Here is a 23,646-nt window from a genome sequence, read left to right on the forward strand (position 1 = left end):
TGGATGTGGCTCTCCGGTCCCTGGAGCTGCACTCGCAGTAAACATGGCGGCTGGGCGTTGCCTACCGTGCGCCGAACGCCTTCATCTGATTCCAGTCGAGCCCGGCGTCGGTGACGTCATCTTCGGTCAGGAGGATGTAGTGCCATCTGCCGTCGACTTTGCCGCTGTTGTTGACTGTGTTTGCCCAGGTCTTGGCGGCCTTCGCCTTGGCCTGGACATCTTCGGCGTTGGCGTCCTTGTTCATTTTGGTCTCGATGAGCCAGCACGTTCGTTGCCCGTCGACCTCCTCGATTGCGACGAGGTCGGGGTTGTACTCGCGGCCCTCCTGTGTCCAGGTGATCGGCAGGTCGTTGATGTGGAGGCGTGCCCATACGATGACGTTGGGAGCCTCGTCGAGCGCCTGTGCAGCCTTGTACTCAGGTGAAGTGTCGAACCAGGCATACTCGTAGAGGCACTTCTTCCAACCGTTGTAGGCGACCGACTTCGAGTGCGGCTCGGAGTGTCCGCCAAGGTGCTCCTTGGCGACCTGGCGTTCCTTCTGCAACCTATGGAACTTCACCTCATCGGAGAACACAACGTCCTGACTGGCGACCTTCTTCAGCTGGTCTGTAACGAGGTTGGTGAGCCTGCGGGACGCGCGCTCCCAGAATGCGGACAAGTGTTTTTGCGCGTCGGTGCCCATACCGTCAATGAGCAGATTGGCGAGGCGCTGTGCCGCTCGCGCTTCTCCTGCTTCCGGGCGGACACTGGGGGCGCGCATGATGGCCCTCACGAGACCAGCCCGCGAGGTTTCGAGTGGGATATCAAGGGCAAGGGACTCGACCCTCGCCTCGGCTTGTACGCCGCGGACGGTGCCACTCTCGTCAGGCCGCAGCAGCGTCCGGCGCAATTCGGTATCAGCCTCGGTCGCGAGAGCCTTGCCGAGCGCAGTGAACGGCGCGTCGTCATGAATCTGGTTGAGGGAGATCACTGCCTTGGAGGCGACCTTCTGCGTGTACGGAATCGCGATCTCAGCGCGGTCCGGGAGCGGGTAGTGCTTCCGAATTCTGGACTCGGTCTGCTCTGCCGCGTCCTTGGCCTTCCCCAAGAGATGCTGCAAGTCGACGATTCCACCCGCAGGCGTAGGCCCCACAAGGAGCGAGCCGGAGGTCTGTGGACCGGTCTGCTGGGCGGCAGGCGCCTTGTCACCGGCGGCGGCGTTGCCTGGCACCGCGTCTGCGGGGATGACATCAGCCGCTTCATCGACGATTTTTCTGCGAGCGACCAGCTTGCCCTCTGCGGTGCGGCGGATCTCGGCGAGTACGGCGTGGTCGATGAACTTCTCGTTAAGCGCTTGCCGCTTGGCCAGCAGGGCCTCATAGCGCTCATGAGCGAGCACCTCGACAGTATCGAGCATCTCGACCCCAGTGTACGTCCCGAACGGGAGTCTCATGCCTCGACCCAGCGTCTGTTCGGTGAGCACGGACGACACGCTGGCACGCATGGAGGCGATGACGTAGACGTTCTTGACGTCCCAGCCTTCCTTCAGCATGCCCACGCTGATGATGACGCGGACGGGTGACTGCGGGTCCTCCACATCCTCCAGCGCGGCCAGTGCCGCTTCCTTCTCGTCGCCCTTGAGGTTTGAGTGAACGAGCAGCGTGCGGCCGATCCAGGCGCCGTTGTCGAATGCTTCGCTGTCGAACAACTCCTGGTAACGATCGGCTTCGGCCGTGTCTTGCGCGATGACGAGCATGACCGGGTTGATGCGCGGGATGCCTTCTTCGTCGCACCGCGCGTGGGCGAGGCGCTCCTTATAGCGGAGCAGCGTGACCCCGTCGAGGAGTTTGGTGTGGTCGTCGTTCCGGTCGTCCTTGCGTGCGACAAGGACGGGCGTCTTGACGAGCTGGTCCGTGATCGCGCGGGCCAAGGGGTAGCGGTAGACGACGAGGTTCTCGTCGGCCTTCGCAGGTGTTGCCGTCAGGCCGACGACGAGTTCGGGCCGCAGGTCGGTGATGGTCTTCGAGAACGCCGGGCCGCGGTAGCAGTGGTGCTCGTCGGCGAGGATGACCAGGTCATCGAGGTTGCTGAGCCAGTTGAACAAGGAGCCGCCGAGCCACTCCTGGTACTCGTGTGTGGCGCGCCCTTCACCGGTCTTCGAGGTGAGTGCCTGGACGGTGAAGATAAACAGTTTGGTCCTGCTGCTGTCCTCCATCACCTTGCGCGTTGCCGGACTTTTGAAGTTGTCGGCCGTGATCACGAACGGCTCGGACTCCATTGCGTCGGTCAGTGACTTGCGGTGACCCGGGCTGAAGTTCTTGATGCTCTTGTCCCGGATCGTGCGACCTGGGGCGAGGAGCAGAAAGTTGCGGGCGGGGTTCACCAGGCCGGCGAAGTACTCGATGAGTCCGGCCATGACGTAGGTCTTGCCGACCCCGGTGGCCGAGTCGACGACACACTCGAACGGGGCCTCTTTCGCATCGACGTCAAAGTGCATTGAGGTCATCGCGGCGACGCTCTCGACCGCTGCGCGGTTGGGCTTGCGCAGTTCGAGTCGATGGGTGATCTCGGAGACGAGGTCGTCGTCAATACGGATGCCGCTCATGAGTCGGCTCCCTCCGGTTCCTGAGTACGGCGCGTGAAGGGAGAGGCCTTGGCAGCTCGTCGCCGGTAAGTGTCGAGCACGGCCTCTGGGATCTTTGTCAGCCGCGATCCCTTTCGGGCCTTGCGAAGCGACTCTTCGGCGTCTGGGTCGATCTGGGTCGCCCAGACTTCGACGATCTGCTTCTCGGGAAGTTGGTCAAGGATCGCCGCCACTGTGCCGTGCCCGACGAGGCCGTCCAGGATTACGTAACGCACCTGACCGCGCTTGGCTGCGAAGATCCCGTCAGGCCGGTAACGAACGCCGAGTTGGGCGCACATCGCTTGCGCGAGGTCGCCCTGGGTAGCCCATTCAGCGAGGACGATGATGTCGGCAACGCTCTCGAACATCGACGGGCCGACTTCGAGGTGCGTGAATCCGCCACCGCCGTGCCAGATGGTCGTGGTCTGGCTCTTGGTCTTCGTGGTGTTCCGGAGCGTTTTTATTGCGTCCTTGTCGACGTCGACAGCTTTCACGACCTTGTTCAGGAGTCGGTTGAACTCCTGCGCCTCGTCGGGCGTCACATCGTCCGGGAGGTTGGCGTCTGCGACGCGCTCCGTCGAGGTGGTGATTCCGCCCGGCTCATCGCCGTTCACTACCCTCGTGAGCCGTGGTTTCGTGTAGGTAGCCACCGTGGCTGGGAGTAGCTCGACGGTTACCCAGCGCCGGCCCATCTTGTGCGCAACCGCTGCGGTTGTTCCAGAGCCGCCGTAGCAGTCGAGAACGATATCGCCGGGGTTCGAGCCAATGTGGATGACCCGTTGGAGCAGTTCCTCTGGCTTCGGGGTGGCGAAGGCGTGGAGGTCCGGGAATAGGTCGCGGACCTGGTTCTTGCCGCGCAACGACCCCCCGACGTCCGATGCGAACCATAGTGTCTCCGGGACACGCCCCTCGTCGGCCAGGTGCTTCTTGCGCTGGATGCGTTCCTTGTCGAGGTCGAGGAAGACCAACTCGGGCCATGATCCCGCCCTGTATCTGGCGCGTGCTGCCTTGGCTGCGTCTTCCAACGGCTCGGCGAGCATGATGGCCGGGACACCCGGCTTGACCCGATCGGGGGTCGTGCCGCAGATCGTGGCTCGGCGTTCCTCATCGCCGATGTCGCGTAGCTCATATTTGGCGTACTCGTTCATCTGCTCAAGGAACCAAGACTGCGCTTTACCCCAGCATCGTCCGGGGGTCGGGTACATCAGCCCGCCGGTGATCGGGTGTTGGATGGCGTAGACCATCGGGTGGTTGGTAGAAGCCTTCCCCGCCGTTGCGTCCCCGTCGCGCCAGGGCACCGGGTCGCCGTCTCGGGAGCGATAGCGGGATGTATTCGAGGATGCAAGCCGCTTCATTCGGTTCGGGGCCCAGCGGTCGGTCTTGCGGTACACCAACAGACTGTCATGGGAGATCGAGAAGCCTGTGGTGTCGTTACGCGGCGATGTGGCCTTCTGCCACACGACCTCTGCAACGAAGTTCTCGGAACCGAGTTCTTCGTCCAGCACTGAACGGCAGCGGTGCACCTCAGCGTCATCGAGATGCACCCACACCGAGCCATTGTCAGACAGGAGCGGCTTGATCTGCCTCAACCGGTCGCGAAGCATCGTGAGCCAGATCGAGTGCTCGATGTTGTCGTCGTAGTGGGTGAACGCCTGCCCCGTGTTGAAGGGAGGATCGATGTACACCAACTTCACCTTGCCGTAGTAGCGCTCGGCGTACTCGGGGACCTTGTTGAGGACGTCCAGAGCATGCATGGCGTCACCCGTGATGAGGAGGTTGTCGGTTGTGGGCTCGGGTAGCCCATCCGGCCGACTGTCGGGTGTCAGCGCTTCGACGCGCTCAACCTCGTGCAGGAGCCGAACCTCAGAGACGCGGTAGTCGGCCCGATCGACGAACGTGTAGTCGTACTTGCCGTCCCTCGTGGATAGGAGCGCTTTGTCCTTGTTCGTCCAGGTGAGTTCGAGCCCTCCGCTGTACCCCGCCGCCATGCAACATCCCGTCCACTGCGTCCCTAGCCTGCTGGTACCAATCTTGCCCGAACAGCCGAGCGCCTGTCTGCGAGACAGCCTCACTGATCCGAGATCGCCCGAAGTATTCTTACGCTGTGGCCCGCCCCCGTGGCCATCCGCACCAGCGAGCGGTCGAACCGCTCGCTGCCAGGCCGGTGACTTCTCGATCCCAAGCGGGGGCCGATCATGCCAGCGTCGTAGCGCGGCCCACCGCACTGTGACTCGGCTAGTCGGGTGATCCACACTGGGGTCACGCGCCGTGTCGGAACGAATGCCTAACGTGGTGGTCGTGACGCAGGCCAGGCGCCCTGACCGGACCCTCTCCCACTTCAATGAGTCGCGCGAGTTCGTGGACAGCGCCACGGCGTTGCACTTCCCCGACACCAAGCCCGTCCGGTGCTTTACCGCATAGGGCAGCAAGGTGAAACGCCTGGAACCGTGGTCGAAGACGCCCGCGATACCGACAACGACGGTTCGCCAGCGTCACCACCCGCGAACGCACACGGAGCCGGCCGCACCGACTCGGGGAAACGCACGAGCGTCACGCAGAAGCCCGCTGGCCCGAGGTGGAATGGCGCCGTTGGGGCCGTCGACTGTCGGCACATGTGCTGACCTCGGGCGATGTCCGGGCGCTGCTCGCCCGCGCCGACGAGCTGGGCTTGCCCACCGAAAGTGCACCGTCCGCGCCTTGCCGGTGGATCGGTCTTGGCGAGGACACGTTTACACCGGTGCGATCCACGCTCCATACTGAGCGTGGGAACGTGTGTTCGGCGTTTGAGTCCGGCTTCTGTCTTTATTCATGCTGCGGTGTGTGGAGCAAACCTGGAGCAGGTGATGGTGTTGAACGACGCGCGACGGCTTCGAACGGCGGTGAACGGCACTGGCTGACGGGCGGTTTTTCCGTTTACGCTGGTCAGGGCGACGGCCGGACCACGCTGGCAGAGTGAGGCTCTGCTTCCTGTTGGTTGCAGTTCTCCGCATTTGGCACGCATTGGTGGGTGTTGGGCACAGTTCGTTGATGTGGTGGGGTCCGTGCGTCTCGGGTGTGACTGCAGCGCGCGGATTGTGGGCTGTCCGCTGAAGAGACCGTTGACCTGCTCTCGACCACGCCTCGCGCGGTCCGAGTCGCTCAGCGCCGCGCGCTCACCAAGCTCCGCGTTCTGCTCGCCGACCGGCGCGTTGCCGGCCTGACCGGCTGAGTTCACCCAACCGCGCGGCACCCCGACCACTCCACCCTCCGCCGCTCGCACCGTCGGAGCGGTTGCTAGGTTCACCGCGTGCGCGTGACCCACCTCCAAGTGGACCTGGTCGATGTCGAGCACGCCGTCGGTCGGACCACCTACGACCGGGGCACCGACTACGCGCTGCGGGGTGCCGTCCTGGGCGTGGCGTGGAACGACATGGACACCGCGCTGCATGGCACGGTGCGCGGCAGGGGCGACGTCTACGAGGCGTCCGCGTACTTCGACGAAGTCGACGACGGCGTCATCGGGTTCGCCCACGGCGAGTGCACCTGCCCCGTGGGGTTCAACTGCAAGCACGTGGTGGCGGTGGTCATCGCCGCCACCCGGCACCCATCCGGCGGCAAGAAGCCGAAGACGACCTGGGACGAGGCGTTCCGGGACCTGCTCGGGACGGGCCGGCACGCCGGCGGGGACGCGCCGCTGGCCGTCGAGCTGACGCTCGCGCCGCACAAGCCGCACACCCGGGCAGAGCCCGCCCTGAACGCGCGGATCGTGCGACGGGGCAAGACAGGGTGGGTCGCGAGCGGGCTGGGCTGGAACCAGCTCGACGCCTACCAGGTCAAGGATTACCGCGCAGTCCACGTGCGGCTGTTGCGGGAGCTGTACGGGCTGTACCTGGCCGGCACCCGCCCCGGCTACCACTCCTACTACGACGCCAGGACGATCCAGCTGACCTCGTTCGACTCCGCCAAGCTCTGGCCGTTGCTCGACGAGGCGCGGGAAGCCGGCCTGCGGCTGGTCCACGGACGCAGGTCGTGGGGCGACGTGGAAGCCCCCGCGGTGGCGCGGATCGCCCTCGACGTCACCAGGGACGGCAAAGCCGACCGGGTCCGCCCGGTGATCGAGGTGGACGGCGCCACGTCCGGGATCGAACCGCTCGGCTTCATCGGCTCCGACGGCCACGGCCTGGTCTACGCGGACCCGACGTGTGCACCGGCTGGAGCCGACAGCCGCCACCGGCACTTCCGGCTCGCCCGGTTCGCCACACCGGTCCCACCGGGGCTGCGGGAGCTTGTGATCGACGACAAGCACCTCACCGTCCCCCAAGCCGGCCGCGACCGGTTCCGCGCCGAGATCTACCCGCGCCTGCGGCGCCTGGCCCCCGTGACCTCCTCCGACGGCACCTTCACACCCCCGGACATCTCCGGCCCCACCCTCGTCGTGCGCACCGAGCACGGCGCGGGGCACGCCGTGGGCGTCGACTGGGAATGGGCTTACGAGATCGGGGACTCCCGGCTGCGCGTGCCGCTGGACGCGGCCGGGGCGGACGACGGCTACCGCGACCTCGACGCGGAACGCGCCGTGTTGGCCTCGGTCGAGCACCTCGTCCCGCAGCCCGACCGGGTCACCCTGAGCGGCCTGGACACCGTGCGGTTCGTCACCGGGACGCTGCCGCTGCTCGCCGGGAACCCCGGCGTCGAGGTCGAGACCACCGGCGAGCCGGTCGACTACCGCGAGGTGAGCGACGCGGTGTCGATCGGCGTGTCGACCACGGCACTGGCCGGGGAGACCGACTGGTTCGACCTCGGCGTCACGATCGCCGTCGAGGGCGCGCCGGTGCCGTTCGTCGAGGTGTTCTCGGCGCTGAGCCGGGGCGAGTCGCACGTGCTGCTCTCCGACGGCGCCTACTTCTCCCTCGACAAGCCCGAACTCCGCGCGCTCACCGGGCTGATCGACGAAGCCCGGACCCTCCAGGATGCCCCCGGTGACGAACTGCGGATCAGCCGCTTCCAAGCCGGCCTGTGGGAGGAACTGGCCGGCCTCGGCGTCGTCGAACGCCAAGCGGAGGCGTGGCGGCAGCAGGTCGAGGGCCTGCTGTCCGGTGAGGCCCTCCGCGCCTACCAGGTGCCCGCCACCCTCGACGTCCGACTGCGCCCCTACCAGGTCGACGGCTTCCGCTGGCTCGCCTTCCTCTGGGAAGCCGGGCTCGGCGGCATCCTCGCCGACGACATGGGGCTGGGCAAGACGGTGCAGTCGCTGGCGCTGATCTGCCACGCGAAGGCGACCAGGCCCGGCGGACCGCCGTTCCTCATCGTCGCGCCCACGAGCGTCGTGTCCAACTGGGCCGCCGAAGCGGCGCGCTTCGCACCCGGCCTGGACGTCGTCGCCGTGCCCGACACCGCCCGGCGGCGCGGCGTGCCGCTGGACGAGTTGATTGCCGGAGCGGATGTGGTGGTCACCTCGTACGCGGTGTTCCGGATCGACTTCGACGCCTACTCGGCCGTGCCGTGGTCCGGACTCGTGCTGGACGAGGCCCAGTTCGCCAAGAACCACCAGTCGAAGCTCCACCAGTGCGCGCGGGCGCTCCCGGCGCCCTTCAAGCTGGCGATCACCGGCACGCCGATGGAGAACAACCTCATGGAGCTGTGGTCGCTGCTGTCGATCACGGCGCCTGGGCTGTTCCCGAACCCGGCCCGGTTCCGGGAGTACTACGGCCTGCCCGTCGAGAAGCGCGGGGACGCCGGCCGGCTGGCGCGGCTGCGGCGGCGCATCAAGCCGCTGGTCAAGCGCCGCACCAAGGAACAGGTCGTCGCCGACCTGCCCGCCAAGCAGGAGCAGGTGCTCGAAGTGGAGCTGCACCCGCAGCACCGCAAGGTCTACCAGACCCACCTCCAGCGGGAGCGGCAGAAGGTGCTCGGCCTGGTCGACGACGTGGACCGGAACAGGTTCACCATCCTGCGGTCGATCACCCTGCTGCGCCGCCTCAGCCTGCACGCCGGGCTGGTCGACGACCAGCACGACGAGCTGCCGTGCGGCAAGATCGACGCGCTGGCCGGACAGCTCCATGACGTGGTCGACGGCGGGCACCGGGCCCTCGTCTTCAGCCAGTTCACCGGTTTCCTGGACAAGGTCCGTGCCCGGCTCGACGCCGCCGGGATCGAGTACTGCTACCTCGACGGCAAGACCCGCAATCGCGCGGCCGTGCTCAAGCGGTTCAAGGAAGGCGCCGCGCCGGTCTTCCTGATCAGCCTGAAGGCGGGCGGGTTCGGGCTCAACCTCACCGAGGCGGACTACTGCTTCCTGCTCGACCCGTGGTGGAACCCGGCGACCGAGGCGCAGGCCGTGGACCGGACCCACCGCATCGGCCAGACCCGCAACGTCATCGTGTACCGCCTCGTCGCGACCGACACCATCGAGGAGAAGGTGATGGCGCTGAAGGCGAAGAAGGCCGAGCTGTTCACCAGCGTCATGGACGACGGCGACGTGTTCGGCACCGCCCTCGACGCCGACGACATCCGCGAGCTGTTCGCACCATCATGAACGGCTCCCCGTCCGCCGCCGGCCACGACGCGGTCGTCGAGTCCTGAGATCGCCGTGACCCATCCTTCGCAAGGGGGTCGGCTACCGGCTTGCGGTAGCAGGTGAGTGCTTAGGCAGGTTGCGCGGGTTCGAGGCGGATGTCAGCTCGGCATTGTCAGCGGATGCGCACCTGTTTGTGCCGGTACGACTGTCGCGGCGACTTGTGGGGCGGGCGGGAGTCAAGGACGGCGATCCCATCCCGGCGAACTGCTCGACTGGGAGGCTGGCGGGAGACTTCGGCGAGCCTGCCGATCTCGTCGGGCTATCGACGCGTGGGACGACGAGTTTCAAGCTGTCTGCGACCTGGACGATCCGATGGGCTCCGGATTTCGGGACGAGGCGACCACGGCGGCGTGGTATGAGCAGGGTGAGCGGTTGGCCGAGTGGTTGGCCGCGGCATTTCCGGTGCGGGTCGAGTTTCACACCGCGCGTGGAGACCGTGTGTTCGGCGGTTGAGGTCGGCACTTGTTGCCGCCGTTCACACCGCGGTGTGTGGAGCAAATCTGGAGCAGACGGAAGAGCTGAACGACGTGCGACGGCTTCGAACGGCAGCGGACTGCGCCGGCTGACGTGCCGGTTCTCTGTTTGTGCTGGTCAGGGCGCTTGTGGAACAGCACTGGCAGTGTGAGGGTCAGGGGTTCGAGTCCCCTCAGCTCCGCAAGTTAATAGCTCGTCTGATTCGCCCGCTGACCTGCGGTATGCAGGTGGCGGGCGATCTTTTATATGTCCACTGTGGACTGCGGTGGCTGGTCTGGAGCAGGCGGTCGCTCCGCACGAATTGTCGTCAGCGCTGTGCTCCAGGTCTCGGTAAACCGGCTGAGTGGATCTGCTCACGGCCTTTTCAGTGGCCGTAACGGCTGCCAATGTCCGGCTCCGGCGCGCTGCCCCTGCAACGGCCCCCTGGGTGGCCGTCAGCGGGCGCATGCAGCAGTCGCTGCTCTGGACGATGTTGGTCTGCCGCCAGCTGACGCATGTAAGGCGTTCACCGGTTCACATGAACTCGCTCAGGAGACCGCGGAGTGGGTTCAGCGGCAGAGTGGCCTCCCAGGAACTAGGGGCAGGTGTGTCAATCGATGTAGAGCGTCACGCCGCTGAGAACCTGCACGTCAGCCCGCCGGCCGGCCCGACGCGCAGCGCCAGGCGGACCGGTGGGCATTGCTGTCTCGGCCGAAACAGTGCGGCTCACGGGCGGTTCAGTGTCAGCTCAGTTCTCGCTCAGCGGTGTCCGGATTCTGGACCTTGACCGGGTCGTACGGCCTGAGGTCCTCTCGCCACCGCTCCGATCGGAGCGGCCGAGAGTCGAGTAACCGGGAGAGAGTCCGTGAAGAGCATCAATCGGGTGCTGGTCGCCGCTGCGCTCAGCGCCGCGGTGTCGGCACCGATGGTCCAGACAGCCACAGCGTCCACGAACCTACCGGCATCCGGTGCCGCCGCGTCGACGATTGCGACGGTTGACCGCGGTGACGCCATCGATCAGGTCGTGCCCGAGCTGACCCCGGCCGAGCAGCGCCAGTGGGCGGGAATGGTCTCCACCTCCGAGGGGCGTGCCCGCGTACTGACCACCCTGCAGGAGTCCTTCGGCAGTGCCATCACCATCGGCGTGCCAGGGGCCGCGGCCGACGGGGAGATGCGCACCAACCTGGCCACCGGTATCACCGGTGACCACTTCTGGATCATCGTCTCCTACGCCGATGTGGTGAACGGCGCCGTCGCCGCCGGTGTGGCCGCCTGTGCCACGCGGCTGCCCCGCCCGCTGTGCGCCGCAGCCGGTGATCTGATCAACAAGTGGGCCGCGGGCTGGGGGAACGCCACCAACCACGGTATCTGGGCCGAGGTGTACTGGTGGCCGCCGAACGTGAAGGTCGGCCGCTGGTAACAGTTCCGCCCAGCACGTCACTGACGCCCCCCTCGCCGAGAAGGCGAGGGGGGGCGTCAGTGACGTGCTGCCACGTTCCCGGCGACAGGCACCAGATGTTCGCCGAGCACTTCGAAGATCAGTGTGCAAGGCTGCGATGACATCCTCATCCGACCGGTTGAACGGTAACCGCAGTGCGCCTCGGTGTTCTCGGAACCACACTGATCGAAGACGACAACGGACACGTGGTAGACATCACGAAGTCGCAGCCGCGTGCGGTGCTGGCGCTCCTGCTGCTGTCTGCAGGGCTGCCGGTGTCGATCGACCGCATCACCAAGGTGCTGTGGCGGGATGCTGCTGACGCACCGGTCGGTGCGGAGAACGTCGTTCAAGGCTGCGTCAGCCAGTTGCGCGGCGCATTGAAGAACCTCCACGACGTGTGGATCGAGCGGCGCGGTCCGGGATACATCCTGCACGTGGACCGGTCACTGGTCGACGTTCACCATTTTCGCGACCTCGTCGTGCGAGCGCGCGGCGAGCACGGCCTGGAGCGCAGGTCGTCGCTGCTCACCGAAGCGCTCGGACTGTGGCGTGGACCGAAAGCGCTGGCCGACGTCTCCTACTCGGAACTGGAGCCTGATGCCGCGGCGCTGGGTGAGGAGTACGCCAACGCGCTGGAGGACCGCGTCCAAGCCGATCTCGACCTCGGTCGGGAGGAACAACTCGTGGCGGAGTTGGTCGCCCACACGGGCCGGCACCCTGGCCGGGAGCGACTGCGGACGCAGCTGATCACCGCGTTGCACCGTTGCGGGCGTACCTCGGAAGCGTCACAGACTTACCTGAACTACCGCAGATGGCTCGTCGAGGAGCACGCCACTGAACCAGGGGAGGAACTGCGGCGCCTCCACAACGACATGCTCGCACTCCCGCGCCGCGACGAGTCCACGAGTGCCACCTCGCCCGCCGTCACGGTGTACACCTCGTGCCTCACCATCGCTGGAGCCTTGCCCCGCGTAGCCGACCTCGACAATCCGCTGCTGCTCGGTGTGCACCCAGCTCCACCTGTCGCCGACGACCTGCTAGGCGCCGACACGCACGATGTCCCGCCCTACGTGACGCGCGACATCGATCCGACCTTGCGAGCAGCCCTGCGCCCGTCAAGATTCGTGCTGGTCGTGGGTGCCGCGACAGCCGGCAAGACCAGAGCCGCCTACCAGGCGATGCGCACAGAATTACCCGGCCACCTCCTCCTCGCCCCTGATGACAAGGCCGGTCTGACCGTGGCGATCGACCACGCCGACAATCTCCGCGACTGCGTTCTGTGGCTGGACGATCTGGAGCACTACCTGGGGCGAGGCGGCCTGACGCGAGCAGCAATCGCCCGGTTCCTGACGTCCGAACACCACCGCGTAATCCTCTCCACACTCAGATCGGTGGAAGACACCCGTTACGCCACTCCCCACAACAAGGAACTGCTGCACTACGCCGTCCAAGCACTCAAGACCGCACGTCGCGTTTCTGTGGATCGGCTGTTCAGCCCAGCCGAGCAACGACGCGCAAGAGCACTGGCAGTACACGATTCGCGCCTGGCCCGTAGCCTCGCCACCGCCGACAGGTACGGCGTCACCGAGTCCATCGCGGCCGGCCCCGCCCTGTACGACATCTGGCGCGCAGCCCAGGCCGAAGGCTCCGAACAACACGGAGCGGCCATCGTCACTGCGGCTGTCAATTGCCGTCGAGCCGGTCTCACCCGACCGCTGAGCCGCCGGTTGCTCATCGACTTGGCCGAACAAGCCCAGCGAGAATTCGGTGGGTTACGACCCCAACCCGTTCCCGACCAGGATCAGGCATGGGCATGGGCGGCTGAACCGCGACTGGGGACGGCAGCCCTGATCACCCCAGACGGTCATGACGGCGGTGTCACGGTGTTCGAGTACCTCGTGGACGCGGTCACTGCTCAGACACCGAGCCCGGCCATCCCGGCCGCCGGTCTCGAACGCATGCTGAGGGAAGCCGACACCGAGGAAGCGTCCCGTATTGGTGGCACGGCGATCGAGCAGGGTGAGTTCGACATCGCCGTCGCGGCGTTCAATCACGCTTACCAGCACCAACGTGGCGAACTGGGAGCCGAACACCCCGAGACACTTGCCAATCGAGACCGACTGGCGTTCGCCCTGCGCACCGCCGGTCAGCCCGAACGTGCCGCCCATGAACACCGCGCCGTGCTGCACGCGCGCGTTTCCAGCCTGGGTGCTGAGCATCCCGACACCCTGGTCAGCCGCAACAACCTCGGTGTAGCCCTCTACCAAGCAGGGCGGTGGTCCGAAGCCGAGACGGAGCTGGCCACAGTCCTGCGAGTGCGCCGTCGAGTCTTGTCTGACGACGATCCTGAGATCGGCCGCAGCATCAGCAACCACGCGTCAGTGCTGATGGACTTGGGCCGCTGGTTCGAAGCCGAACGACTCGCCAGAGAAGCGGTGGTGTTCCGAACCAGGGTGCACGGCCCGGACGATCGCAACACGTTCAACAGCCGCAACAACCTCGGCTTGGTCTTGCAGGCATTGGGCCGGTACGAGGAGGCCGAAGCCGAGCACACCACCACGCTCGAAGCCCGTGAACGGCTCCTCCGACCCGACCACCCTGACATCCTCGAAAGCATGCACAACCGCGCCACAGCGCTGCGCCACCTCAACCGTGCGGAGGAAGCTGAACAGGAGCACCGCCAGGTCTTGCACCGCCGCGCGCAGACACTGGGCGAACACCACTACGAGACGATCGACACGCGTATTCATCTTGCTGCCGACCTGCTCGCTCTCCGACGTACCGCCGAGGCCGAAGAAGTCTCGGGTGAGGCGATCACCGTGGCTAACGCGGTGTATGGGCCAGAGCACCCCTACACGCTCGACGCCCACGACGTGCACGCACAAGCGCTGGCGGTCTCCGGCAAACACGCCGAGGCAGTCGATGAACTGACCACCGTGATCGATCTCCGAAGACGATTGCAGGGCGACGAGCACCCGTACACGCTGGCCAGCAGACTGCAATGGGCGATCGCACGGTCTCAACAGGGTGACCAGGACGTCGAACTCCTGCTAACCGAACTGCACGCCTCCGCCTCGGCGCTGCTCCGACCCCACCACCCCCTGGTTCGCAGCATTATGCAAGCGTTTAGCAGCCAAACGACACCAGGCGCGACAAAAGATTCGTCAACCGGGGATTGATCACTACCCGGAAGCAGTCGCAGAGTAGTAGGTGGTCCGTATCGTCTTCGACGCGGCGTCCGACAGTGGCAGTACGGCGATCAGTCCGGAGCGCCCAGCTTGGCGCGGCGGCACGTCCTGTCCCTAAACGTCGCCCGAATCGGGTAATCGGTGCCGCAAATCGGCGTCGCGTACCCGAACGCAACCGAGGAACGGCGATGGGCACCTACGAGGAGTCACCGGCCAGCACTAAGTTGAGCACCGCTCACAGCCGGGAATCCGGCCAGGGACCATCCTCACGGATCCGGCTCACGCCCGCAGCTGCTTGGCGAGCTCCGCAGGGGTCCAACCGGTAGGACTGGGGCGGCTCGGGCCGGGCCGTTCGGTTGGACCGGCACGTCGGGAACGAAATCGCCCCGGGCGTCGTCCCACACGGGATAGCGTGGCGCGATTTCCACGTCACCGGAGGGGGAGCCGATGACCGATCCGTTGGCCAACGTGCAGCGCCTGGTGGACGACTGGGAGCGCAACGCCGAGGAGAAGGCTGCCCGGTACGAGTCGATGCGGCAGGAGGTCGAGCGGATCTCGCTCACCCGGTCGGCCGCGGGTGGGGCGGTCAGCGTGACGGTCGGTCCGAACGGCATCCCCAGCGACGTGTCCATGACCGAGGGCGTCTCCAGGATGCGGCCGGAGCAGATCGCGGCGGCGGTGATGGAGGCGATGCGCCAGGCGCAGGCCGCCTACCCGGCCGAGTTGGCCCGGATCGTGGGGGAGACGGTCGGGGAGACCGCGTCGGGGCAGCACATCGTGGCCACCGCCGAGCGCAACTTCCCGCAGGCCGAGCAGGACGCCCCTCCGGCCCCGACGAACCGACCGCGCCGTGACGATGGCGACGACTTCAGCGACGACAGCTACCTGGGGTGACGCGATGACGGGGTACGAGGCCGTTACCGGTGAGATCGGCGCGTTGGCGGGCCGGGTGGAGGGCTTGGCGGACCGGCTCCGCACCGCTGCCGACGCCGCGCGGACGGTGGCGATGAACGACTCCGCCTACGGCGTGGTCTGCCAGCCGTTCGCGATGCTGTTGCAGCCGTTCGAGGACATGGGCGTGCAGGCGCTGACCAAGGCGGCGGAGACCGTGGCGGACAACGCCGCGGGGCTGCGTGAGACCTCCCGCGCCTATGACGCGCAGGAGTCCGGTGAGGCGGCGCGCTTCGACGGGATGAACACGTGAACAACCCCTTGGTCGCGACGGCGAAGAGCGACACGACGGCGGTCACCGGTATCGGCATCGCGGAGTCGGCGAGCGATCTGGCGCAGGGCATCTCCGACGGCAGCTGGGTCGAGGCCGGGCTGGGCGGTGTCGGCGTCGGGCTGGAAGTGCTGTCGATGGTGCTCGACCCGGTCGGCACGGTGGCGTCCTACGGCGTCGGGTGGCTGATCGAGCACGTGCAGCCGCTCAAGGAGGCGCTGGACTGGTTCGCGGGCGACCCGCCGGTGATCCGGTCGTTCAGCGAGACGTGGGGCAACGTCGCCGCCGAGGTCGGTCGTGTCGCCCAGGAGCTGGGCACGCAGGACGCGCCGGGTTGGCAGGGTGCTGCCGCGGAGGCCTATCGCGGTCACGCCGCGCAGACCGCGGACGCCATCGCCGGCGCCGCCACCCTGGCCGACGGGATCGGCACCGGTGTAATGGTGATGGGCGAGGTGGTCGCGGCCGTCCGCGAGATCATCCGCGACCTGGTCGCAGAGGTCGTCGGCAAGCTGATCACCTGGGCGTTGGAGGCCGTGGCGACACTGGGCCTGGCCACGCCGGTGATCGTCGCGCAGGCCACCTCGACGATCGCCAAGGTCTGCAACCGCATCTCCGACCTGGTCCGCAAGCTCGTCAAGACCATCGGCAACGTCACCCCGCGCATCCGCAAGGTCCTCGACAAGCTCGGGGAGATCATGGAGAAGCTGGGCAAGCTCGGCCGCAAGGCCGACGGCCCCGGCCCCCACGGCGTCACCAGCCCGTCAAGCGCCCCCAGCGCACCCGACGCACCGACCGTCAAGGGCCCGGACGGCACCACCAGCCCGTCGAGCGCACCGGACACGACCTCGCCCTCCGGCACGACGTCCCCGTCCGGCACCACCACCCCCTCGTCGGCCACCACCCCGAGCAGCTCCACCACTCCCGACACCACCAGTCCGGACGGCGCGTCACCCACCACGTCCCCGGAGAGCCCGCGGCAGACCGACGGCCCCGGGAACAGCGGGCGGCACGACGGCGACATCGACAGCACGGTGGACGACCCGCACAGCGCTTCCCAGTCGGCCGACCGGCCGTTCTGCGAGGACGACCCGATCGACGTCGCCACGGGTGAGGTGGTGCTGTCGCAGACCGACGCCACGTTGCCCGGCCTGCTGCCGCTCGTGTTCTCCCGGCACCACCAGTCCTCCTACCGGGCCGGGCGGCTGTTCGGCCCGTCCTGGGCCTCCACGCTGGACCAGCGGGTCGAGGTCGGTCCGGCCCACGTCTGGCTGGCGACGGACGACGGCCGCCTGCTGCGCTTCCCCAAGCCGGACGGCGCGGAGACCGTGCTGCCGGACTTCGGCCCGCGTTTCACGCTGCGCCGCAGCGGCGCGGGCTACGAGGTGACGCACCCGCAGCAGGGGGTGACGTGGGAGTTCCAGCCCGTCGGCGCGGAGTGGGACGCGCGCTCGACGTTGCCGCTGGCGGCGGTCCGGCGGCGGGCGGGCGGTGAGATCGTCGTCGACTACGACGGCGGAGGCATGCCGACGCGCGTGCGTCACTCCGGTGGGTACGAGGTCGCGGTCGACACGGCCGGCGGGCGCGTGACGGCGCTGCGGCTGGCGTCCGCGCCCGAGCCGATCACCTTGACGCGCTACGCCTACGACGACGCGGGACAGCTGTCCGAGGTGACCAACTCGTCCGGCGCCGCGTTGCGCTTCACCCACGACGAGGACGGCAGGCTCACGTCCTGGACCGACCGCAACGGCGTCTGGTACCGGTACGTCTACGACGACCAGGGCCGGGCCACCACGACCATCGGCTCCGGTGGGGCGCTCAACGGCACGTTCACCTACGAGGACCGCCGCACCACGCACACCGACACCCTGGGCAACGCGACCACCTACGAGCTCAACGAGCTGGGTCAGGTGGTGCGGCAGATCGATCCGCTCGGCGCCGTGACCACCCGCGAGTGGGACCGCTTCGACCGCCTCGTGGCGGTGACCGACCCGCTCGGCCACACCACCCGCTACGCCTACGACGAGGGCGACGTCACCACGATCACCCGACCGGACGGGACGACGGTCACCGCCGCCTACGCCGGCGCGGGCCTGGCGACCGAGGTCACCGACCCCGCGGGCGGCAGGTGGGTGCGCGAGTACGACGCCCACGGCAACCTGGTGGCCGAGACGGACCCGGCCGGCGCCACCACGAGGTTCGAGTACGACGGACGCGGCCACCTCAGCCTCACCACCGACCCGCTCGGCAACGTCACGCGGTACGAGACGGACGCCGCCGGGCTCATCAGCGCGATCACCGACCCGCTCGGCGCCACCACCCGGCACCAGCGGGACGTCTTCGGCCGCGTCGCCGCCACGACCGACGCGCTCGGCGGCACGACCCGGTACAGCTGGACCGTGGAGGGGAAGCTGCTGGCGCGCACCCGTCCCGACGGCAGCACTGAGCGGTGGCGCTACGACGGCGAGGGCAACCAGGTCGAGCAGGTCGACGCGCTCGGGCAGGTCACCCGCACGGAGTTCACCTTCTTCGACCTCCCGGCCGCGCGCACCGCTCCGGACGGCTCCCGCACGTCGTACGCGTACGACACGGAGCTCCGGCTCGTCGAGGTCGTCGGCCCGCACGGTCTGAGCTGGCGCTACGAGTACGACGCCGCGGGCCGTCTGCGGCGGGAGGTGGACTTCGACGGCCGGGTGCTCGCCTACACCTACGACGCCGCCGGCCGGCTGTCCACCCGCACCAACGGCATGGGCGAGACGGTCGTCTACCAGCGCGACGTCCACGGCGACGTGGTCGCGAAGCACACGCCGACCGGGACGTCCACCTTCGACCGCGATGCCTGCGGTCGGGTGGTCCGGGCGACCAACCCGGACACCGAGGTCGTCTACGAGCGGGACGCCCGGGGGCGCGTGCTGGCCGAGACCGTCGCCGGGCGGACCGTCCGGTCGGGGTTCGACGCCGTCGGCAGGCGGGTGTTCCGCGAGACCGCGGTGGGCGTGACCTCCGCCTGGGAGTACGACGCGGCGGGCAACCCGGTGGCGTTGCACGCGACCGGTGGCAGCCTCGCCTTCCAGCACGACCCGCTGGGCCGCCAGGTCGAGCGGAGCCTGGGCGACCTCACCGTCACCCAGTCGTGGTCGCCCGCCCACCAGCTGACCGGTCAGGTCGTCGCGGCCAAGCAGCCGATCACCCACCGCAGCTGGCGGTACCGGCCGGACGGCCACGTCGAGGGAGTCGTCGACCCGACCGGTGAGCGCCGGTTGGTGCTGGACCGGCGGGGACGCGTCGTCTCCGTGCAGGGGCAGGGCTGGTCCGAGCGCTACGACTACGACCCCGTCGGCAACATCACCCGGGCCGACCTGCCGGTCGCGGACCACGGGTCCGAAGGACCGCGCGAGTACGCCTCCACGCGCCTGCGCAGCGCGGGCCGCACCTCCTACGTCCACGACCGGCAGGGCCGCGTGGTGCAACGGCGGCACCGCACGTTGTCGGGGCAGGTCCGGCTCTGGCGCTTCGAGTGGAACGCCGAGGACCGGCTCACCGGCGTGACCACCCCGGACGGCGACACCTGGCGGTACCGCTACGACCCGATGGGCAGGCGGATCGCGAAGGAGCGCTTCGACGCGGCCGGCGGTGTCGTGGAACGGCTCGACTTCACCTGGGACGGCACGCGGCTGGTCGAGCACGTCCACAGCAGCGGCACGAGCAGCACCTGGGAGTACCAGCCGGGATCGGTCACCCCGATCGCCCAGGTCGACCAGGACGAGGTCGACCGGCGCTTCTACGCGATCGTGGCGGACGTCGTCGGCAGCCCGACCGAACTGGTCGACGCCCGCGGCGAGGTCGGGTGGCGGCGCACGAGCACCCTGTGGGGTCGAACGCTGTCCCAGGCAGGCGGGGCTGCCTGTCCGCTGCGGTTCCCCGGCCAGTACCACGACCCGGAGACCGGCTGGCACTACAACCACTTCCGCTACTACGACCCGGAAACCGGGCGGTACGCCTCACCGGACCCGCTGGGACTGGTGCCGTCCGTCAACCCCGGCGCGTACGTGCCGAACCCGACCCGGCAGATCGACCCGCTCGGCCTGCAGGGCTGCGACGTCAGCGGTGACGAGGCCAAGCAGCAGGCGCTGGCCGACGCCGGTGTGCCGCCGGGTTCGGAGCCCTTGGACAGCCGCATGGTGCCGTCGACGACGCCGAGCGGCCGGCAGATCCTGGACGAGAACTACCAGCCGGTCTACTTCCCCGAGGAGATCTACCTCAACAACCGGGACGAGCTGATCGCGTTCCAGGACCACTACACCGGCCACCAGTTCGGTGAGGGTGGAGTGGGCGACCAACCCCCGCACGTCCATGTGCGACCCTACGAGAACACCCGCAACGGCCAGGTCCCCGGAGCGCAGGAGCACTACTATTACAACCCCAGCCTGGGCAGACCGACTCCTGCCCAATGATCAGAAGTCGCTGGCCCGGTTCTACCCGCAGGGACCGGACTTCACCGGCTCGGTGCTGCGATCGATCCGGTTCGAGCGCCGAGGGCCCGGCTGCACGCTGCGCCTCGACCTGCCGGTCGCGTCGGACGTGCCCGGCTACAGCCGTGTGCAGGCGCACCTGGGGTTCCTGGCGGTCGACGATGTGCGGCTGTCCGGCGGCGCGGTGCTCCCGGCCACCGTGTCGATCGAGTTCGCGGAACGCCCGCGAGCCCGGCTGGCCGTGTCGGTGACCGGCGAGTCGCTGCGCCTGACGCTGACGTGCGCCGAGCAGTTCCGCTTCGGCAAGGTCAGCGCCCACAACTCACCCCCGGACGCGGTGGACGACGGGCCGCACGAGTTCACGAGCAGGCTGGACCAGCGGCTGTACACGGCCGTCCCCGGACCGGAGATCGACACCTACCATGAGCACATCTGACCTGTCGGCGTTCGAGCTCTACGCCCTGCACTGGGACGAACGCGACCAAGCCGTCACCGCATCCTTCGAAGGCCCACTGGACGACGCCGCCCGCGAGACCTGGGACGCGCCGCCCGAGCACGACTGGATCCGGTTCCACCTCAGGTTCGCCGCGGTCGAGGACGTGGAGGTGCGCGGCTGGAGCTACCAGCTGCCTACCAGGGTGGAGCAGGTGTCGGTGGGGGACCGGGTCAAGGTCACCGTGACGGGAGAGGGCACCGACGTCCGCTTCACCTCCGCCCCTGCCGTGCGGGTGGGGAGTCGAACCTCCCAAGCCGGATCGCTCTGACCGGTACGCGCCCCGGCACTCCAACCGACGCCTGGCACGACCGAAGCCTCACGGGCCGCCGCGGTGGGGTGGTGACTGCGGCGGCCCGGGAGGAGGTCGGCGGGTTTACTTCGTGGCGCACAGGGCCTTGTCGAAGAACGCGAGGACGTCGTACTGGTGGACTTCGTCGTTCGTCCCGGCGAGGGTGACCGCCCGGCCTTCAGGGGTGATCGCGGTACGGGTTTGGAAGCCGTCGGCGTCGCCGCCGTGGCCGTAGGCGGTGATCCCGCAGGTCAGCTTCATCTCGATGGTGCCAAGGCCGTAGCGCCAGTTGTCGGGGAAGCCGGGGGCTTCCACGGTCTGGCGCATCTCCGCCAGTCGACCGGGCTTGATCAGCCGACCTTCCTGCAGGGCGACCAGGAACTTGTTCACGTCGCTCGGGGTGGCGATCATCTGCCCCGCGGGACCTGCGATCGACGGGTCGAACCGGGTGATGTCGATCAGGTCGCCGTCGATCGGCTGGTTCTTGTCGTTCCTGGGCAGCAGGTAGCCCTGGGGGTGGGGGGAGCGGATCTCCCGGTCGCCGGGGGCCGGGTAGTAGGTCTCCTTCAGCCCGATCCGGTTGATGATGCGGTCGGTGACGACCTCGGCGAACGGGCGTCCCGCGACCTTCTGCGCCACCAGCCCCAGCAGCACGTACCCGTTGTTGCTGTACCCCCACACCCTGTCCTGCCCCGGGGCGAACGTCGGTGCTTGCGCCAGCGCCGCGTCCAACACCTCGCGGGTGTCGAAGTACCGGTCCTTGATCGGGAGGATCCCGTTGGGCATCAGGGGGATACCGGTGGTCATCCCGCTGGTGTGGTTCAGCAGCTGCCTGATGGTGATCGTCCGACCGTCGATCGCCGCACCGTCACCGGTGCCCCGCACCACGCCCGGCAGGAACTTCTCCACCGCGTCGTCCAGCGCGAGCTTGCCCTCGTCGGCCAGCTGCAGGATCGCCACGGCGGTGAACATCTTGGTGGTGCTGGCGATCCGCACGTAGCCGTCCGTCGGCACCTTCGACTTCGTCCGGATGTCACCGACCCCGGCGGTGTAGTTCGTCACCCGCCCGTTCCGGTCCCGCACCGACATCAACATCCCGGGCAGCGATCCGTCACCGACCAGCGCCTCCAAGCCCGCTTGGAGCGCCTTGTCGTGGTCCGGCCTCGACCTGTCGTTCAACGCGCCCGCCGACGCGACGTCCGTCAGCGTGAGTCCGGCGACCGCGACCGCCGTCATTGCCGCGGCGATCACACGACGACGCCGGCGCGGCGGTCGGGTTCCGACCGGCGAAGGGTTGGGGTCATTCGACAAGGGACACTCTCCAAGTTGGCGCTTTGCACTGACCTGCAACAGTGTTGCCACCGCGCCGGCGGCTCACGACCCCGTGCGCTGCACACCTCGGGTACAGCCAGCACTACCTCCGGCGGCACCGGGATCCACCCGGAGGCGCGACAACGGCAAGGGTCCGGTGTGGTGCGTTGACGCGCCACGCCGAACCCTTGCCGTCAGGTGACTTCCCGGTGCGGGAACGACCTCTCAGCCGGTCGTCACTTCGCGCACAACGCGGCGTCCACGAGTGCGTTCCGGTCCGCGCGGGCGGACCCGTCCTTCACCGACCCGTCCAGCGAGGTGACCACGACGGTCGCCGCGCGACCGTCGTCGGTGGCCGCGTCGACGGTCGAGTAGCCCGGGATGTCGCCGCCGTGGCCCCACGCGGTCCCTCCGCAGCTCAACGGGATGCTGAACAGGCCGAGCCCGTACCCCTGGCCCGACTTCGGGTCCGTCGGGATGGTGGTGCGCATCTGAGCGAGCTGGGCCGGTTCGAGCAACTTCCCGTCCAGCAGCGCGCGCAGGAAGGTGTTGAGGTCGCCCGGCGTGGAGACCAGGTGGCCGGCGGCCCAACCCCAGCTCGGGTCCATCCGCGTGAAGTCGAGCAGCTCGTCGGTCGCCGGGTCGCGCTGGTAGCCCTCGGGGTGCCGGCCGCGGATGTCCTGCTCACCGACCTCGGGCGCGTACGTGTCGCGCAGACCGATCCGCTGGATGACCCGGGTGGTGACCAGCTCGTTGAACGGGCGTCCGGTGACCCGCTGGGCGATCAGGCCGGCCAGCAGGTAGTTCGTGTTGCTGTAGGACCAACCGCCGCCCGCGGGCCTGCCCTCCATGGCGTTCGCCAGGTCGAGCAGTGCGCGAGGTTCGAGGTAGACGTGCTGGTACGGCAGGAGATCGGCCATGGTCTTGAACATCGAGTCGGTGTAGTCCGGCAGGCCGCTGTCGTGCTGGAGCAGCTGACGGACCGTGATCCTGGCGGCGTCGACGCCCTTGCCGCGCACCAGGCCCGGCAGGTACGTCTCGATCGACGCGTCGAGATCCACCTTGCCCTCACCGACGAGCTGGAGCACGACGACGGAGGCGAACATCTTGCTGGCGCTGCCGATCCGCACCCTGCCGTTCGTCGGCACCTTGGCGCCGGTCCGCAGGTCACCGACCCCGGCCGTGTAGTGGCTGGTCCGGCCGTGCCGGTCGCGGACAGCGGCGAGCGCACCGGGGTACCGGTCGGCGCCGACGAGCTTGTCCACGCGCTGCTGGATCGCGTCGCGGTGGGGATCGGCCAGGGCGGCCGGGAGGGGACCGGCGAACGTGAGGGCCCCCGCGGCGACCGCTAACGCCGCCGTCGTGGTGACCGCACGGCGGAGGCGCGAGGAAGGTCGATCGTGCGGGGAGGAGAACGTGGACAAGGCAGACAACTCCCGGGTTCGGAGGACGTCGGTCCGGTGACGGCCGACCGGGTCCAGGCTGCTCACCGCCGCCCGGCGGAACAATCCAGCGCGCTGGACAACCGGAGTAGTGGTGGCACCCCCGGGTCGTTCCGGTCCGGGCGGGGAGGTCGGATCACGACCGATTCGGGGTTGTGCCGATCGGATAGGGTTCCG

General features: G+C 68.2%; 12 protein-coding genes and 1 pseudogene. 9 read left to right on the forward strand and 4 right to left on the reverse strand.

Annotated elements, in window-relative coordinates:
* Positions 1-61: 61 nt before the first annotated feature.
* On the reverse strand, positions 62-2,584 hold the full coding sequence (locus AB0G02_RS01575) for a DEAD/DEAH box helicase family protein (RefSeq protein WP_360787651.1): 2,523 nt from the start codon (positions 2,582-2,584) through the stop codon (positions 62-64).
* A complete protein-coding gene (locus AB0G02_RS01580) occupies positions 2,581-4,590 on the reverse strand; it encodes a site-specific DNA-methyltransferase (protein ID WP_360787654.1) in 2,010 nt (669 codons plus the stop codon). The genes AB0G02_RS01575 and AB0G02_RS01580 overlap by 4 nt, the downstream gene beginning before the upstream one ends.
* Before the next feature lie 1,088 nt (positions 4,591-5,678).
* Between AB0G02_RS01580 and AB0G02_RS01585 the strand changes: the two are divergent.
* The 9 genes and pseudogenes from AB0G02_RS01585 to AB0G02_RS01625 form a co-directional block, all read left to right on the forward strand.
* Positions 5,679-5,810, forward strand: a pseudogene (locus tag AB0G02_RS01585) (RNA polymerase subunit sigma); the annotation flags it as partial.
* 84 nt (positions 5,811-5,894) lie between these two features.
* Complete coding sequence (locus AB0G02_RS01590) at positions 5,895-9,116, forward strand: SNF2-related protein (RefSeq protein WP_360787657.1); 3,222 nt, start codon at positions 5,895-5,897, stop codon at positions 9,114-9,116.
* A gap of 1,360 nt (positions 9,117-10,476) precedes the next feature.
* On the forward strand, positions 10,477-11,031 hold the full coding sequence (locus AB0G02_RS01595) for a hypothetical protein (RefSeq protein WP_360787660.1): 555 nt from the start codon (positions 10,477-10,479) through the stop codon (positions 11,029-11,031).
* Between the two features lie 173 nt (positions 11,032-11,204).
* A complete protein-coding gene (locus tag AB0G02_RS01600; RefSeq protein ID WP_360787663.1) occupies positions 11,205-14,231 on the forward strand; it encodes a tetratricopeptide repeat protein in 3,027 nt (1,008 codons plus the stop codon).
* 456 nt (positions 14,232-14,687) lie between these two features.
* Positions 14,688-15,134 (forward strand): YbaB/EbfC family nucleoid-associated protein, encoded by a 447-nt coding sequence (locus AB0G02_RS01605; protein ID WP_360787666.1) that lies wholly within the window; start codon positions 14,688-14,690, stop codon positions 15,132-15,134.
* Positions 15,135-15,138: 4 nt separating this feature from the next.
* Positions 15,139-15,444, forward strand: a complete 306-nt coding sequence (locus tag AB0G02_RS01610; protein ID WP_360787669.1) for a type VII secretion target — start codon at positions 15,139-15,141, stop codon at positions 15,442-15,444.
* A complete protein-coding gene (locus AB0G02_RS01615) occupies positions 15,441-19,913 on the forward strand; it encodes a DUF6531 domain-containing protein (protein ID WP_360787670.1) in 4,473 nt (1,490 codons plus the stop codon). The genes AB0G02_RS01610 and AB0G02_RS01615 overlap by 4 nt, the downstream gene beginning before the upstream one ends.
* Positions 19,914-19,965: 52 nt before the next feature.
* Positions 19,966-20,367 carry a hypothetical protein gene (locus AB0G02_RS01620; protein ID WP_360787672.1) on the forward strand — a complete coding sequence of 134 codons (402 nt, stop codon included), beginning with the start codon at positions 19,966-19,968 and terminating at the stop codon, positions 20,365-20,367.
* A complete protein-coding gene (locus AB0G02_RS01625) occupies positions 20,354-20,695 on the forward strand; it encodes a hypothetical protein (protein ID WP_360787674.1) in 342 nt (113 codons plus the stop codon). The genes AB0G02_RS01620 and AB0G02_RS01625 overlap by 14 nt, the downstream gene beginning before the upstream one ends.
* A gap of 105 nt (positions 20,696-20,800) precedes the next feature.
* On the opposite strand, the gene AB0G02_RS01630 is transcribed toward AB0G02_RS01625, so the two are convergent.
* Positions 20,801-21,952: a serine hydrolase domain-containing protein gene (locus AB0G02_RS01630; protein WP_360787677.1), complete on the reverse strand. Its 1,152-nt coding sequence runs from the start codon at positions 21,950-21,952 to the stop codon at positions 20,801-20,803.
* Between the two features lie 311 nt (positions 21,953-22,263).
* Positions 22,264-23,451, reverse strand: coding sequence for a serine hydrolase domain-containing protein (locus AB0G02_RS01635; RefSeq protein ID WP_360787680.1), 1,188 nt, complete (start codon positions 23,449-23,451; stop codon positions 22,264-22,266).
* Between the last annotated feature and the right edge of the window lie 195 nt (positions 23,452-23,646).

Source organism: Actinosynnema sp. NPDC023658 (genome assembly GCF_040639995.1).
Lineage (GTDB): Bacteria > Actinomycetota > Actinomycetes > Mycobacteriales > Pseudonocardiaceae > Actinosynnema.